The sequence below is a fragment of the Ruegeria sp. D4 genome, assembly GCF_056534475.1.
Genome location: NZ_JBQFPJ010000001.1, coordinates 188,093 through 202,166 on the forward strand (window position 1 = coordinate 188,093; position 14,074 = coordinate 202,166).

Annotated in this window: 15 protein-coding genes; 4 read left to right on the forward strand and 11 right to left on the reverse strand. The window is 56.2% G+C overall.

Going from position 1 to position 14,074, the window contains the following annotated elements:
• Positions 1–17: 17 nt before the first annotated feature.
• Positions 18–761, forward strand: coding sequence for a heme-dependent oxidative N-demethylase family protein (locus ACR0MI_RS00940; RefSeq protein ID WP_170610225.1), 744 nt, complete (start codon positions 18–20; stop codon positions 759–761).
• Between the two features lie 36 nt (positions 762–797).
• Here the strand turns inward: ACR0MI_RS00940 and ACR0MI_RS00945 are convergent, their stop codons facing one another.
• The 5 genes from ACR0MI_RS00945 to ACR0MI_RS00965 form a co-directional block, all read right to left on the reverse strand.
• On the reverse strand, positions 798–1,712 hold the full coding sequence (locus tag ACR0MI_RS00945; RefSeq protein WP_170610227.1) for a hypothetical protein: 915 nt from the start codon (positions 1,710–1,712) through the stop codon (positions 798–800).
• 199 nt (positions 1,713–1,911) lie between these two features.
• Positions 1,912–2,706 (reverse strand): lytic murein transglycosylase, encoded by a 795-nt coding sequence (locus ACR0MI_RS00950; RefSeq protein WP_170610229.1) that lies wholly within the window; start codon positions 2,704–2,706, stop codon positions 1,912–1,914.
• Between the two features lie 78 nt (positions 2,707–2,784).
• Positions 2,785–3,432: an MSMEG_1061 family FMN-dependent PPOX-type flavoprotein gene (locus ACR0MI_RS00955; RefSeq protein ID WP_170610231.1), complete on the reverse strand. Its 648-nt coding sequence runs from the start codon at positions 3,430–3,432 to the stop codon at positions 2,785–2,787.
• A 132-nt stretch (positions 3,433–3,564) separates the two neighbouring features.
• Positions 3,565–4,971 carry a type I glutamate--ammonia ligase gene (gene glnA, locus ACR0MI_RS00960; protein WP_170610233.1) on the reverse strand — a complete coding sequence of 469 codons (1,407 nt, stop codon included), beginning with the start codon at positions 4,969–4,971 and terminating at the stop codon, positions 3,565–3,567.
• A 43-nt stretch (positions 4,972–5,014) separates the two neighbouring features.
• Entirely contained in the window at positions 5,015–5,353 is a 339-nt protein-coding gene (locus tag ACR0MI_RS00965; protein ID WP_108800222.1) for a P-II family nitrogen regulator, read from the reverse strand.
• A gap of 167 nt (positions 5,354–5,520) precedes the next feature.
• Between ACR0MI_RS00965 and ACR0MI_RS00970 the strand changes: the two genes are divergently transcribed.
• The 3 genes from ACR0MI_RS00970 (at position 5,521) to tig (ending at position 10,015) form a co-directional block, all read left to right on the forward strand.
• On the forward strand, positions 5,521–7,056 hold the full coding sequence (locus ACR0MI_RS00970) for an NAD(P)H-hydrate dehydratase (protein WP_170610235.1): 1,536 nt from the start codon (positions 5,521–5,523) through the stop codon (positions 7,054–7,056).
• A 319-nt stretch (positions 7,057–7,375) separates the two neighbouring features.
• The gene (locus ACR0MI_RS00975) at positions 7,376–8,500 is read left to right on the forward strand and encodes a porin (protein ID WP_170610237.1); all 1,125 of its coding nucleotides are present in this window, start codon (positions 7,376–7,378) and stop codon (positions 8,498–8,500) included.
• A 183-nt stretch (positions 8,501–8,683) separates the two neighbouring features.
• Positions 8,684–10,015, forward strand: a complete 1,332-nt coding sequence (gene tig, locus ACR0MI_RS00980; protein ID WP_170610238.1) for a trigger factor — start codon at positions 8,684–8,686, stop codon at positions 10,013–10,015.
• 103 nt (positions 10,016–10,118) lie between these two features.
• On the opposite strand, the gene ACR0MI_RS00985 is transcribed toward tig, so the two are convergent.
• The 6 genes from ACR0MI_RS00985 to rpsF form a co-directional block, all read right to left on the reverse strand.
• The gene (locus ACR0MI_RS00985; protein ID WP_170619144.1) at positions 10,119–10,982 is read right to left on the reverse strand and encodes an acyl-homoserine-lactone synthase; all 864 of its coding nucleotides are present in this window, start codon (positions 10,980–10,982) and stop codon (positions 10,119–10,121) included.
• A 97-nt stretch (positions 10,983–11,079) separates the two neighbouring features.
• Positions 11,080–11,781: a helix-turn-helix transcriptional regulator gene (locus ACR0MI_RS00990; RefSeq protein ID WP_170610242.1), complete on the reverse strand. Its 702-nt coding sequence runs from the start codon at positions 11,779–11,781 to the stop codon at positions 11,080–11,082.
• Positions 11,782–12,007: 226 nt separating this feature from the next.
• Positions 12,008–12,484: a lytic transglycosylase domain-containing protein gene (locus tag ACR0MI_RS00995; protein WP_170610244.1), complete on the reverse strand. Its 477-nt coding sequence runs from the start codon at positions 12,482–12,484 to the stop codon at positions 12,008–12,010.
• 145 nt (positions 12,485–12,629) lie between these two features.
• Entirely contained in the window at positions 12,630–13,247 is a 618-nt protein-coding gene (gene rplI / locus ACR0MI_RS01000; RefSeq protein ID WP_170610246.1) for a 50S ribosomal protein L9, read from the reverse strand.
• A 12-nt stretch (positions 13,248–13,259) separates the two neighbouring features.
• The gene (gene rpsR / locus ACR0MI_RS01005) at positions 13,260–13,487 is read right to left on the reverse strand and encodes a 30S ribosomal protein S18 (RefSeq protein WP_005608650.1); all 228 of its coding nucleotides are present in this window, start codon (positions 13,485–13,487) and stop codon (positions 13,260–13,262) included.
• Between the two features lie 27 nt (positions 13,488–13,514).
• On the reverse strand, positions 13,515–13,868 hold the full coding sequence (gene rpsF / locus ACR0MI_RS01010) for a 30S ribosomal protein S6 (protein ID WP_170610248.1): 354 nt from the start codon (positions 13,866–13,868) through the stop codon (positions 13,515–13,517).
• Between the last annotated feature and the right edge of the window lie 206 nt (positions 13,869–14,074).

Sequence of the window (14,074 nt, forward strand, 5' to 3'; positions counted from 1 at the left end):
GGTGATAGCCCTAGGCCATGACTAAAATACTGCAACAAGACATTCCCTATAACCCGCTGGCTGCGAAACCGCTGCCGGGGATTCAACCCGCACGCCCTGAAGACTGGTTGACCCGCGACGAAGCGTTTGCAGCCCAGATGCGCAGGCGCGAGGATTTGTTGGCAGAGCGACGCGATGATGTTCTGGCACTGGATCCCGGTGCGGAACCGGCTGCGCAAGAATTGCTGGATATGGTGTTGCGGCAGGTTTATTCCGCAGCCTCCGATCATGTGATCCGGTCTGACGGGGCGGAAGTGCTGATTGACCGCGCAAGGCCCCTGGATACTCTGTGTCGGCTTGTTCAGGAAGATTTTTGCATTCTGCAGAAACAGGGCGGCGAACATGTTCTGACCGGTGCGATCCTGTGTTTCCCGGCCAGTTGGCGACTGTCCGAGAAATTCATGCGTCCGCTGATCGATATTCATCATACCGTCAACAGTTATGATGAAAACGTCGCCAGGCGGGTTCAGCGTCTGTTTGACGGGATTCAGCCGGATCGGCCACTCTGGCGCTTTAACGCGCTGTGGTACGATGACGCCGAGCTGTTTCAGCCCCGCAGTACCAGCGAGCCGCGGAAAATCCGGGATCCGGGAAACACGCCTTTTCTGCGCAGCGAGCGTCAGACCATTCTAAGACTGCCCCAAACGCGCACCGTTGTTTTCTCGATCCACACTTATGTTCTGGCGGCTGACAGGGTGCTGGAAATGGAAAACCCCGCCTGATGGCGGGGCCTCCTAGGAGGGTCTTCTAGAAAAGCTTTATAGACCTAGGGCACCGGCAACACCTGCAAATGCGCCACTGGAATTAAGGGTCACGATCGCGACCGTAAAAGCCAGAACCTGAGTATTGAGTCGGAAATCCTCGCCCCGGATCAGGTTCACGGCCGCCAGAGAAAGTGCGATCGGTGCCGACATGCTGGCCACGGCCCCGGTCAGGCCCCAACTTGTCAGACGCAGGATGTCGCTGGGCTTTTCATCCTCGTCGGTGGTCGGTTCAATCGGTGCGTGGGCCTGTTGATCCGTCTGATCTGTTCTGAACGCGATGCTCAGCAATTGATCGTCCGACAACTGGATCGGCCTTGCGTTCGGTTTCGGTATCGCGGCTTCCGGCTGGTAATGATCTGCGGTATTCGAGGTGCTGACGCCTGCAAACGGGCCGGTTACGGACTGAAATATCTGTTTTCTGTCCCTGGGTTTGCTTGGCATTAGCGTATCAAACGCGCTCATGAACTGTTCGATGGTCAGTACCGCGTTGGGCGAAAGCCACTCCACGCGCTGGGTCGAGCAGATGTCGACCATGCGATACAGGATCACAACCAGCATAAGCTCGGAAATTTCGCTGTCATCCAACAAAGCTGACACCGGTGAGACCGAAATGACCAGACGGTTCTTCGGTCGTGTCACCGGCGGTCTGGGTATCGTTTTTAGGCCAGCAGTGCGGTCCAGCCGGTCGAAACGGTCGTCGACCCCGTTCAATTCCGTATCCAGTGTCAGACGAACCAGATACTGGCTTGAGACGATGCTGGCCTCGGTGCCGCTGAGCAGCGACTTTCGCTCGATCAGATGACCATAGTCTTCTAGCGTTGCCGCGACGATATTGCCAAAGCGTTCAATCGCGCCCTTGGTCTCACCGTCAAATTGCAGACCGCCATGATAGCTGTGCTTCCGACTCACCGCGCATTCCTTTGTCGCTTTCTGTCTGAGACCGCAGACTAGCGGGTGATCTGGGGGAGAATTTGACGAAAATGCAAAAAAAATCAATTTTCGAGGGATTGATTACGCTTTGGAAACCAAGAGACTAGGGGGAAATTCGGGCATCTGTGGCGACAATGTGGCCAAAGTTGGGATCGCCTGTGTTGGAACCTTGTTTCGCCTATTGGTCGATTCGCTGCCCCATGATTGCTATGGATTGCTGATAGACCGAGGCGGAATTCCACTGCTGGATAACCGCAAAATTGGGCTGTCCTTTCTGATAGCCCCGGCCGGGTTTCCACCCTTTCTTGCGAAGAAAATTCGCGGTCGAAGCCAGGGCGTCGGTCATGTTGTAAAAGTCTACCCGACCGTCACCCGTCGCATCGACACCATAGGTCAGGGCATTCCCCGGCAGGAACTGTGTGTGGCCCAGCTCGCCATGTTTTGCCCCTTTTGTCGCCATCGTGACGCTGCCCTGATCCACCAGTTTCAATGCCCCGATTGCGTGCGGAATGAAGAATTCGGAACGGCGACAATCATAGGCCAGTGTCGTTATTGCGGAAACAACCTGGCTGTCGCCCATGAAGTTTCCAAACCCTGTTTCCATGCCGTGAATGGCGATCAGAACACCGGCAGGTACGCCGTATTGCCGTTCAAGCGCGGCGTAAAACTGCGGGTTGCGGGCCTTTCGCTTGCGTCCCTGCGCGACAATCGTGTCGGCGCCGCGCACCTGCATGAACTTGTCCAGCGAGTATTTGAAACTTTTCTGGTTACGATCAGCTGAAATTGTCCGCGTGGCGTATTGGGTCTGGGCCAGTGCCTGCAGCCCTTTCTTCTTTACTCCCGCGCGCCGCGCCTGTTTGGCGAAATCGGCCTTCCATACCTCAAACCCGCTGCCGGTGTTGCCGCAAGGCGCGGAGAATGCCAGGGACGGTAGGGACAAGGCACAGAATATCGCCGTTGCAAGTCGAAGCATGAAACCTATCCAATAACTTGAAACTCTGGGGCAGGGTACGCGCCATGCGGGAAATGGCAAACGAATTCCCGGGACAGGTCAGTAAAGGTCCAGTTCTCCGGCCTCTTTGAGGCTTTCAAACCACTGTTCCGGCGTGGCGTCGATTCTGGCGTGTTTGACCATCATCGCGTTCATATTGGGTAGATGAGATGAATCCGGCCATTCTTCGGGTTGCCAAAGGTGAGAGCGGACGATGCACTTTGGGCAATGGGCAAAAATCGTCTGGATATGGATCAGTAGTGCCAGCTTTGGTGCTTTGCCGTTCATGGTCATACCGCTCAGCAAATCCGGATCGGCGCAAAGCCGGGCCGTGCCGCGCAATCGCAATGTTTCCATTTTGCCGGGGACCAGAAAGATCACACTCACGCGTGGGTCCTGCAAGATGTTATGAAACGTATCCACCCGCTTGTTGCCGGGGCGATCCGGGATAGCGATCAGAGTGTCAGACAGGATTTCGACAAACCCCGCGGGATCGCCGCGGGGCGAGATATCAAGGTGACCGTCGGGATTGGCCGACGCGATCAGGCAAAACGGTGAGGTGCCGATGAAATCGCGGCACATCTGATCCAATGCCGGTATTTCCTTGGCAACAATCTGCGGCAGGGGCGCACCGGTAATCTGTTCCAGTTCGTCCGCAGACGTAATGAAATGCGAATAAGGTGAAAAAGGCGCGTCACTGGCGGGCATGAGATTTCTCCGCTGGGATCTGTGGCCCGAGTGTGAAAGATCACTCGCAATCCGTCAAATCCAGTGCGGCGACAAGAAAAGGGGCGCCCGATGGACGCCCCCTTTGCGAGAATTTTCGTCGAAAGTTCCTGATCAGCAGCTGTAGTACATGCCGTATTCAACCGGATGCGGCGTGTGCTCGTAGGTTTCGACCTCTTCCATCTTCAGCGCGATGTAGCCGTCGATTTGGTCTTTGGTGAACACGTCGCCCTGCAGCAGGAAGTCATGATCGGATGCCAGAGATTCCAGAGCTTCGCGCAGCGAGCCGCAAACGGTCGGGATGTCGGCCAGTTCTTCGGCAGGCAGATCGTACAGGTTCTTGTCCATGGCTTCGCCCGGATCGATCTTGTTCTTGATGCCGTCCAGACCGGCCATGAGCAGCGCGGCAAACGCCAGGTAGGGGTTTGCAGCCGGATCGGGGAAGCGGGCCTCGACGCGCTTGGCTTTCGGGCTTTCGGTCCATGGAATACGGATGCAACCCGAACGGTTGCGTGCCGAATAGGCGCGCAGAACAGGTGCCTCAAAGCCCGGGATCAGACGCTTGTAGCTGTTGGTCGACGGGTTGGTGAAAGCATTCAGGGTCTTGGCGTGTTTCAGAATACCGCCGATGTACCACAGGGCTTCGTCTGACAAGTCGGCGTATTTGTCGCCTGCGAACAGCGGCTTGCCTTCTTTCCAGATCGACATGTTCACGTGCATGCCGGTGCCGTTGTCGCCATAGATGGGCTTGGGCATGAAAGTTGCCGACTTGCCATAGGCATGTGCCACGTTGTGAATGACGTACTTGTACTTCTGCAGCTCGTCCGCCTGTTTGGTCAGGCTGTTGAAGATCAGACCCAGTTCGTGCTGGCACGAGGCAACTTCGTGATGGTGCTTGTCGACCTTCATGCCCAGACGCTTCATGGTCGACAGCATTTCCGAACGCAGGTCCTGCGCCTCGTCGATCGGGTTCACCGGGAAGTAACCGCCCTTGACGCCCGGACGGTGGCCCATGTTGCCCATTTCGTATTCGGTATCAGTGTTCCAGGCCGCGTCGGTTGCATCAACTTCGAACGATACCTTATTCATTGTATTGGAATAACGGACATCATCGAACAGGAAGAATTCGGCTTCGGGGCCCATATAGGCCACGTCACCAACGCCGCTGGCTTTCAGATAGGCTTCGGCCTTCTGTGCGGTGCCGCGCGGGTCGCGGCCATAAGCTTCGCCGGTGTCAGGTTCAACGATCGAGCAGTGCAGGCACAGCGTTTTTTCGGCGTAGAACGGATCGATATAGGCCGATTCAGTGTCGGCGATCAGTTTCATGTCCGAGTTTTCGATCGACTTCCAGCCAGCAATCGAGGAGCCGTCGAACATAAAGCCTTCTTCCAGGAAGTCTTCATCGACCAGATCCACATCGACGGTCACGTGCTGCAACTTGCCCCGCACGTCGGTGAAGCGGATGTCGACGTAGGCGACGTCTTCTTCGCGGAGAGTTTTGAGAACTGCTTCTGCGCTCATTCCCTTGGTCCTTCTGATAGATATGTCAGGATATTCGGTTGATTTACAGGGCGTCCGAGCCGGTCTCGCCGGTACGGATGCGGATGGCTTGTTCGACGGGTGAGACAAAGATCTTGCCGTCGCCGATCTTGTCGGTTTTGGCGGCATCCACGATGGCTTCGATGGCCGCGTCGACCTGATCGTCGTCCAACACCACCTCGACTTTTACCTTCGGCAGGAAGTCGACCACATACTCCGCGCCGCGGTAGAGTTCGGTATGGCCCTTCTGACGGCCGAACCCTTTAACCTCGATGACACTGAGGCCCTGGACGCCAACGTCCTGCAGCGCCTCTTTCACTTCGTCCAGTTTGAACGGTTTGATGATCGCTTCGATCTTCTTCATCCCGGCCTCCTAATCTGCTTGTCAGGTTGGCAGTGATCACGTCTAAGATCGCTGGGCAATCTGATTGCGAAACGGACCGGTTGCTTGTGCGTAGAATTTCAGCGAGCGGTTAAATTTTCATCGAGTTGCACAAAATGTAATCGAAATTGAATCGCGCGGGAGATGAGATGACGGATTTGCTGACGGCGGCGCAGATGCGGGCGATTGAACTGGCTGCGATTGAATCGGGCAAGGTTACCGGTCTGGAACTCATGGAACGCGCCGGGCAGGGCGTTGTTGAGGCGATTTTTGAGGAATGGCCCGAGCTGGCAAAAACGTCCGGTCGCGCATTGGTGCTGTGCGGGCCGGGAAACAATGGTGGTGACGGGTTTGTCGTTGCCCGGTTGTTGAAAGAGTGGGGCTGGGAGGTTGAGGTGTTTCTGTACGGCGACGCCGCAAAACTCCCGCCTGACGCACGAAGAAACTTTGAGCGGTGCCAAGGCAAGTCCGACGTCAGTGTCCGAAAGATCGATACGCTTGCAGATGACAATCTCAATTTCCCTTCAGACCTAGACCTGGTAATTGATGGATTGTTCGGAACCGGGCTGACGCGACCGTTTCTGGGCGGCTTCTCCTTGTTGGCAAATGAGCGGGTAAGGGACCTGTCGTCAGGACGCGGCTTGCGGGTGGTTGCAATCGATATTCCCAGCGGCTTGTGCGCCGACAGTGGGCGCGTGCTGGGAAATGTGATCCAAGCGGATCTCACCGTAACTTTTCACGACATGAAGGTTGGTCACATGATCGGCGAAGGCCCCGCCAATTGCGGTGTGGTTCGGACAAAGTCGATCGGCCTTGAGCGAAAAAAAGACAATCGAATTGTTAAGCTGGTTTCGGAAAAGAGTTTTCGGGTCTCGAAGGAACCGAAGGATCACAAATACTCTTATGGCCATGCCCTGATCCTGTCCGGCGGACCGGGCAAAACCGGCGCCGCGCGGTTGGCCGCGCGGGGCGCGTTGCGGATTGGGGCAGGGCTGGTGACAATTGGTGTGCCCCCGGCCGCGCAGTTGGAAGTTGCCGCACAGGTCACCGCTGTCATGTTGCAACTGGCTGAAGGGGCCGACGAGCTTTCTCGGGTGCTGAAGGACGGGCGACTGAATGCATTGTGCCTTGGACCGGGAATGGGGCTGGATCGCGCTCGTGACTTGGTGCCGGCGGCACTGTCGGCAGGGCGCTCAACCGTTCTGGATGCAGATGCGTTGACGGCGTTTGCAGAGGACCCCAAGGCATTGTTCGATCATCTACATGAGAACTGCGTGCTGACACCACACGGGGGCGAGTTTGCCCGGCTGTTTCCGGATATTGCACAGAAGTTGGAAGAAGTTCCCGACAAAGGCCCGGCATACTCCAAGGTGGACGCAACCCGTGCCGCTGCCGAGCGCGCAGGATGCGTGGTTCTGTTCAAGGGGCCGGATACTGTGATTGCGGCGCCGGACGGGCGGTGTTCCATAAGCTCGGCGTTTTATGACCGATCGGCGCCATGGCTGGCCACGGCAGGGGCCGGAGATGTTCTTGCAGGCTTCATCACCGGATTGATGGCGCGAGGGCTTGGGCCGATGCAGGCCGCCGAAGCTGCTGCGTGGTTGCATGTGAAATGTGCGCGGCAATTTGGCCCCGGACTGATTGCCGAGGACCTGCCCGAGCAGTTGCCAAATGTTTTGAAATAGTTGAATGTTTGATTGTCCGCGCGGTGGGTCGCCGAAAAGCTGGCTGATCGGCGTAATTTTGCCAGCGGCGTTGACGAAAATGCACAGCAAGTGTTTGCCAGTTGCATGGCTGATTGGCAGAATTTTCTTGCAGACTACCTTTGACTGCTGAAAGTCAGATTTAAGCGGTTCAAATTATTGAGTATAAATCTCTGCCTTGGGCTCTCGATGTGGCTAATATGCAATGCTTCTACTGTCTGAAATGCCGGCTATTGGAACCTCAGATTTTCGTGAACAAATGGGCGGGACGTGAAACCAGAACCCCATCATGGTGACAGATATGACTAAGATTCTCAGAAACTCATCAATAGCCGCGATTTTGGCGGCAACAGGCGCGATACCAGCTGCTGCTGAGTTGAAATATGAAAATAACAGCGGCGGATATGTGCATCTATACGGACAGTTCCACCCCGCTCTTGTTTCGGTGGACGACGGCCAGGATACCGAGACACGTGTTCTGGACAACGACCTGTCCAACAGCCGGGTCGGTCTGCGGTTGATGCAGCCTTATGGCAGCAACGAGTTCATGTTCTGGTTGGAAACCGGCCTGGGCTTGCCCAGCACAGGGACGGCCAACCAGTTCGGCACCAACAACAACGGATGGTCGCGCGAAGACATTCGCCACGTCGATTTCTCGCTTAAGGGGGGGTACGGAAAGTTCTCGGCTGGTCAGGGCAGCATGGCATCAGATGGGGCCGCAGAAGTTGATCTGTCTTATGTCGGGACCGCTTTGTATTCGTTCACCAACGATGAAAACGGAGCGTTCTTCTATCGTGATCCCACAGGCACACTGAGCACAATTACAGTGGGCGACTCGTCCAGCAACTTTGACGGGGCGCGTCGCGGGCGCATCCGCTATGACACGCCGGATTTCAACGGGTTCTCGGCGGCAATTGCCTATGGTCAGAACATCCTGTCCAGCAGCGATGACGACGACTACTATGACATCGCGGTTTCCTACAGCAATACGTTCTCCAACGGCGTCGAGTTTGCCGCCAGCATCGCCTACGCCGTGCGCGACTTTGACAACTCATCTGGTGAGCGAAAAGACACGATCGGGTCAGCCTCGGTTCTGCTGCCCAGCGGGTTCAGCTTTACCGCTGCCCTTGGTTCGCGCGATGACACCTCATCCGGTGCAAGCGATCCGGACTATTGGTACACCAAGCTGGCTTATGAAGGAGACTGGGTGTCCTGGGGCAAAACCGGCGTCGGTATCGACTATTTCGACGGGTCGGATTTTGAAAACAGCGGTTCAAGCACCAAGTCCTGGGGTATTGCCATCGTTCAACGGTTCGACAGCATCAACACCGACGCATATCTGAAGTACCGCAACCACGATTTCGACGACACGATCAGTTTCGACAAAAACGAAGCGTGGGTTCTGGGCGCGCGCTGGCGGTTCTGATCCTGCTTCTGAGACAAGCATGCGCTCCGGTTCGTTCCGGGGCGCTTTTTTGTTCAATTCAGCGGCAAAACAAAGCTGATCCGGGCTTTGCCCCCTTGCACGCGGGCGGCTGGGCAAATAGAAGGCGTCAAATTTGCCCGGCGCGCCGTTTTGCGCGCCCCGAATCCTATGGGGACTACCATAATGCAGGTTACCGAGACGCTGAACGAAGGTCTAAAACGCGGCTACAATATCGTCGTATCCGCAGCCGAGCTGGACGAAAAGGTCAATGAGAAGTTGACCGAAGCGCAGCCGGAAATCGAAATGAAAGGTTTCCGCAAAGGCAAGGTACCGATGGCGCTGCTGAAAAAGCAGTTCGGCCAGCGCCTGTTGGGCGAAGCGATGCAGGAAAGCATCGACGGTGCGATGAACAAGCACTTTGAGGACAGCGGCGACCGTCCTGCGCTGCAGCCCGAGGTCAAAATGACCAATGAGGACTGGAAAGAAGGCGACGACGTCGAGGTCGCAATGTCCTATGAGGCGCTGCCTGCGATCCCCGAAGTAGACCTGAAATCGGTCGAACTGGATAAGCTGATTGTCAAAGCAGACGACGCAGCCGTCGAAGAAGCGCTGAACAACCTGGCCGAAACTGCGCAGGACTTCAAAGCGCGCCGCAAGGGTTCCAAAGCGAAAGATGGCGATCAGGTTGTGATCGACTTTGTGGGCAAGGTTGACGGCGAAGAGTTCGAAGGTGGTTCCGCCGAAGACTATCCGCTGGTTCTGGGTTCCAACAGCTTCATCCCCGGCTTCGAAGAGCAGCTGGTTGGTGTGAAGGCCGAGGAAGAAAAAGACGTCAACGTGACTTTCCCTGCGGAATACGGTGCCGAGCATCTGGCCGGTAAAGACGCTGTATTCACCTGCACCGTGAAAGAGGTGAAAGAGCCCGTCGCTGCCGAGATCAATGACGAGCTGGCCACCAAATTCGGTGCCGAAGACCTGGCCGCATTGAAGGGCCAGATCGCTGAGCGTCTGGAAGCCGAATACGCCGGTGCGTCGCGCGCTGTCATGAAGCGTGCTCTGCTTGATGTGCTGGACGAGAAAGTCTCGTTCGACCTGCCGCCGTCGCTGGTTGAGGCTGAAGCCAAGCAGATCGCACACCAGCTGTGGCACGAAGAGAACCCGGAAGTGGAAGGCCATGACCACGGTGAGATTGAGCCCACTGACGAGCACAACAAACTGGCGGAACGCCGCGTGCGCCTGGGCCTGCTGCTGGCCGAACTGGGCCAGAAGGCCGAGGTTGAAGTCACCGACGCAGAAATGACGCAAGCTATCATGAACCAGGCCCGCCAATACCCGGGTCAGGAGCGGCAGTTCTTTGAGTTCGTGCAGCAGAACGCTCAGATGCAGCAGCAGCTACGCGCGCCGATCTTCGAAGACAAGGTCATCGATTACATCGTTGAACTGGCGCAGGTTGCCGACAAAGAAGTCAGCAAGGACGATCTGCAAAAAGCCGTTGAGGCACTGGAAGAGGAGTAATCCTCTTCCACCCCCCCCCGGGCAACGTGGGGCACAAAAAAGCGGAGCCGTCTGAAATTAGACGGCTCCGCATGGGTGGCTTTGTACTTATGAGGTGAGGGGGTCAGGCCTCATGAGCAAAAGCACGGGGGGTTCGTAGCAGAGCGGTCTTTTGCTCTGGCGTAAATCGGTCCGAAAGCTCTTCGATCAGTTTCAGAACATCTTCGACTTCGGCCTTGCTCGTGGCCGCGTTCATCTGTTCGACAAAGTACCGTTCCAGTTGCGAAAGCGGCTGATGGTCGAAGTTAGCGACCGGCTGCTGTGGCGCTGCTTCGGTCTTGCCATGGGCATAAAGATCCAGAGCCGCTTCCTCGGTCAGGAAGACATCATGCTCAATCCCGGCATAGTTGCGAATTCCTGCAATCCGTTCATCCGAGCAATCCATGAGTGCGGCCATGGCGACGACCTTGCCCATGGGCTTGGCTGTGCCGACATAGTCATAGGGCGCGTTGCCTGAACGTTGCAGGACCCGGTTCATCACTGGATCGATCACTGCGATCGAGTCCAGAACTCCGGCTGTCTGTGCGTATTCGAACGAGCCGATCATGACTTCGCTGGTGACGTAGGATACAGAGTTCTTTCCGCGTCCGCGTCCAAGTTTCTTGGTGTCGACGCAGAAGCGCGTCGCTTCCCAGACCTGGGCACTGCGTATGGGTGCCTCGCCATCCAGGATAGAGCTGAAGACGTCGGCCAGCATGTGTGGCCCGGTCGTCTGCAACAGTCGCATACACCCAACGACGTCCCCTTCGTCGTTGATGCTGACAACATGTGCAGGATGCAGGTCGTCAAAGTGATCGCGCTCGCGGCCATCCTTGATGTTGACATCCCAGCCAAGGCGATCCCCGAAAACCCGTGCCCGCAGCTTGAACATGTCGTCCAATACATCTTTGAATTTGTGCTGGTTCATACCATCAATTACGATGATCATTTCCATCCCCCTACAGTCTGGTTACCGTGTCTTAGAATTTAACCAAGATTCGGTTTAAGGCTATTGGGGGTTTCCCGTAATTTTGTCTTTTTTTTGATTAACCTGGGGCAATTAGGCCCATTCCGATGGCCCGTCCGATGGCCTGCGGAGTGGTGAGCGCGCCGAGTTTCTCGCGGCCCGAACGCATGTGCACTTCTACCGTGCGGTGTGAAATGGACAGAATATCGCCAATGTCCTGCTGAGATTTACCCTCGGCGACCCATTGCAGGATCTCTTTTTCCCGGGTCGAAAGGGTCGGCAGGTACAACGCTTTCGCCAAAAGACCGGATTGCATAACGGTGTCATGCGCGTGAACCGCGGCCATCTGAAGATCGCCCATCACATGCTTCTTCAGCTTTTCCCATTCCGCGTCCGAGCAATCCCTTGTGACACTGAGCATTCCGCATTCGCCGTACGGCCCCCGGATCGGAACAGTCAGCCCGCGCGATGTAATCCCGAAATCATTCGCATCGCGGAAGACAGCATGGAATTTCTCGTCATGGTTAAACCGCCCCCAGTCAACGGGCGCGATGCTAAGCACTGACTGATAAATCGTGGGGTCGAAATGGTGATAGCCGTGGCTGCCATAGTGAATCTTCCACTCGTCAGGGTAGTTCGCATAACCCTGCACATCACCTTTGATGGGGTTCATGGTTGCATAGGAAGCGTAGTCAAAGCCGAGCTCATCGCAGACGGCATTGATGATGTCTGAGGCCGACTTTTCCTCATGGTCGATTGCGGCCAAGTCTATCAGTTTCACCGGTCCAACCCTTACAGTGACACTCCTAGCCCCAAAGAAATGCCGTCTTCGTCCTTCACGGTGTATACGTTGCGTCAACCTTGGGGTGTTGTGCAAGCCATTTGTGCAAGCCGCGTATGCTTATTGCGTACTTAAAGCAACAGAACGGGGAAAAACATACCTTTTCGGCACTTAATATCCCGGATTACCTCCGGTTGACGCGAAGTTCGGGGCGTTTTGAGGGGGTTTATTCCGATCGCAGGCCCGTTTCGACCAGCATTTTTCGCGCTTTCGCTTCGGGATAGAAGCCCTTTGCGTACAGAAAAATCGCCCGTTGCTGATCCCCATCGGACAACAACCATGCCCCCCTTAGGTACTTTCCGGCGAATTCCAGATTGGTGTCTGCATCCAGCAAGCCTTGCGCTTTCCCGTCATACCCCATCGAGCGTGCCGTTGCGGGAAGGATTTGCAGCAACCCGTAATACGGCCGGTTGACCGCCCATGGCCGATGTGTGCTTTCCCGGATCGCCAGCTTGTGTACCAGTTCGCGCGGCAGTTCGTAGTGATCGGCCCACTTGTTGATCGATTCGCGCAGTTCGGCGGTCTCGTTCGGATAAAGCGGTGGATCAAATGCTTCGTCTGAGGGCCGGTTGGAGCCGCTACAGGCGGCGATGGGCGTTGCAATCAGAATAGCCAGCACACTGCGGCGAAGGAACAAAGTCATAAGATAGCTCCGACAATGGAGGGGCCGATGATATGAAACGAAATTCTGACTGCAAGGTTGGGTTTTTTGGAGCAGCAAAAACTTGCTGAAACAAAAAAGAGGCCGCGCATGGCACGCAGCCTCTTTCTCGTCATTTCCTGTCGGATCAGGCTTTGGCTTCGTCTTCTTCAGCCGAAGCTTCCGGTGCCAGATCTTCGTCTTCCGAAGCGGCAGAACCGATGTCGTCGAACAGTTCGGCAATCTCGAATTCCGCGGCAGCTTCTTCTTCAGCAGCCAGTTCCTGGATCGATTTACCGGAGGCTTGCAGTTCGGCTTCTTCTTCCGAACGTGCAACGTTCATCTTGATCTCGACTTCGACCTCGGGGTGCAGTTTGACTGCGAGCGAGTGCAGGCCCAGTTCCTTGATCGGAGCAATCAGAACGACCTGTTTCTTATCGACAGTGAAGCCTGCTTCGGTTGCGGCCTCTGCGGCGTCACGCGGAGTGACCGAGCCGTAGAGAGCGCCGGCATCCGATGCCGAGCGAATCACGATGAACTGCTGACCGTCCAGCTTTTCAGCCAGTGCTTCAGCTTCTTTCTTGGTTTCCAGGTTGCGTGCCTCAAGCTGCGCTTTCTGGGCTTCGAACGACGCGATGTTGGCACTCGATGCGCTCAGCGCCTTGCCCTGGGGCAGCAGGAAGTTGCGGGCGTAGCCGGGTTTGACGTCAACGACGTCGCCCATCTGACCCAGTTTCGCAACGCGTTCCAGAAGGATAACTTGCATGTCAGTCTCTCCTTACTTCACGGCGTAGGGCAGCAGGGCGAGGAAGCGCGCGCGCTTGATAGCACGGGCCAGTTCACGCTGCTTTTTCGCAGAAACGGCGGTGATGCGCGAAGGTACGATCTTGCCACGCTCAGAGATGTAGCGCTGCAGCAGACGGGTGTCCTTGTAGTCGATTTTCGGCGCGTTCTCACCCGAGAACGGGCAGACCTTGCGGCGGCGGAAAAATGGTTTTGCGGCCATGGTTTATGTCCTTTCGTCAGGCGTTGATCAACGGCGCTCGCGGCGGTCGCCACGCTCGTCACGCTTTTGCATCTGAACCGACGGGCCGTCTTCGTGGCCGTCGACCTTGATGGTCAGAACGCGCATGACGTCTTCGTGCAGACGCATCAGGCGTTCCATTTCCTGAACGGCGCCCGAAGGAGCGTCTGTCTTCAGGAAGGCATAGTGGCCTTTGCGGTTCTTGTTGATCTTGTAGGCCATCGTCTTGACGCCCCAGTACTCGCTATCAACCAGCTTGCCGCCGTTGTCAGCCAGAACGGTGCCGAAATGTTCGACGAGGCTTTCCGCCTGCGCGTTGGACAGGTCCTGACGCGCGATCATTACATGCTCATACAGTGGCATGTGCACTCCTGTTTATATCAAGGCGCATTTCAAAGGCGGGGCTTTCTGGTCCTTCGCGACCCTGCCACGAGAGGCTGCGCGATTCATAACTCTTGCGAAGGATGGCCCCATATACACGTTTGAGCGCGAGGGGCAAGCCCCGCCACATATGCCTTTGTGAAGTCGCCCTAATTCCTTTGGCGCGCCCAATTCCTGACGCTTTTCGG

Excerpts from the sequence above, each read along its gene's own strand:
- ACR0MI_RS00995 (WP_170610244.1), bottom strand. The coding sequence starts at position 12,484 with ATGACTTTGTTCCTTCGCCGCAGTGTGCTGGCTATTCTGATTGCAACG.
- rpsR (WP_005608650.1), bottom strand. The coding sequence starts at position 13,487 with ATGGCCGCAAAACCATTTTTCCGCCGCCGCAAGGTCTGCCCGTTCTCG.
- ACR0MI_RS00970 (WP_170610235.1), top strand. The coding sequence starts at position 5,521 with ATGACGGATTTGCTGACGGCGGCGCAGATGCGGGCGATTGAACTGGCT.
- ACR0MI_RS00965 (WP_108800222.1), bottom strand. The coding sequence starts at position 5,353 with ATGAAGAAGATCGAAGCGATCATCAAACCGTTCAAACTGGACGAAGTG.
- glnA (WP_170610233.1), bottom strand. The coding sequence starts at position 4,971 with ATGAGCGCAGAAGCAGTTCTCAAAACTCTCCGCGAAGAAGACGTCGCC.
- tig (WP_170610238.1), top strand. The coding sequence starts at position 8,684 with ATGCAGGTTACCGAGACGCTGAACGAAGGTCTAAAACGCGGCTACAAT.
- ACR0MI_RS00950 (WP_170610229.1), bottom strand. The coding sequence starts at position 2,706 with ATGCTTCGACTTGCAACGGCGATATTCTGTGCCTTGTCCCTACCGTCC.
- ACR0MI_RS00955 (WP_170610231.1), bottom strand. The coding sequence starts at position 3,432 with ATGCCCGCCAGTGACGCGCCTTTTTCACCTTATTCGCATTTCATTACG.
- ACR0MI_RS00975 (WP_170610237.1), top strand. The coding sequence starts at position 7,376 with ATGACTAAGATTCTCAGAAACTCATCAATAGCCGCGATTTTGGCGGCA.
- rplI (WP_170610246.1), bottom strand. The coding sequence starts at position 13,247 with ATGCAAGTTATCCTTCTGGAACGCGTTGCGAAACTGGGTCAGATGGGC.
- ACR0MI_RS00985 (WP_170619144.1), bottom strand. The coding sequence starts at position 10,982 with ATGATCATCGTAATTGATGGTATGAACCAGCACAAATTCAAAGATGTA.
- rpsF (WP_170610248.1), bottom strand. The coding sequence starts at position 13,868 with ATGCCACTGTATGAGCATGTAATGATCGCGCGTCAGGACCTGTCCAAC.
- ACR0MI_RS00940 (WP_170610225.1), top strand. The coding sequence starts at position 18 with ATGACTAAAATACTGCAACAAGACATTCCCTATAACCCGCTGGCTGCG.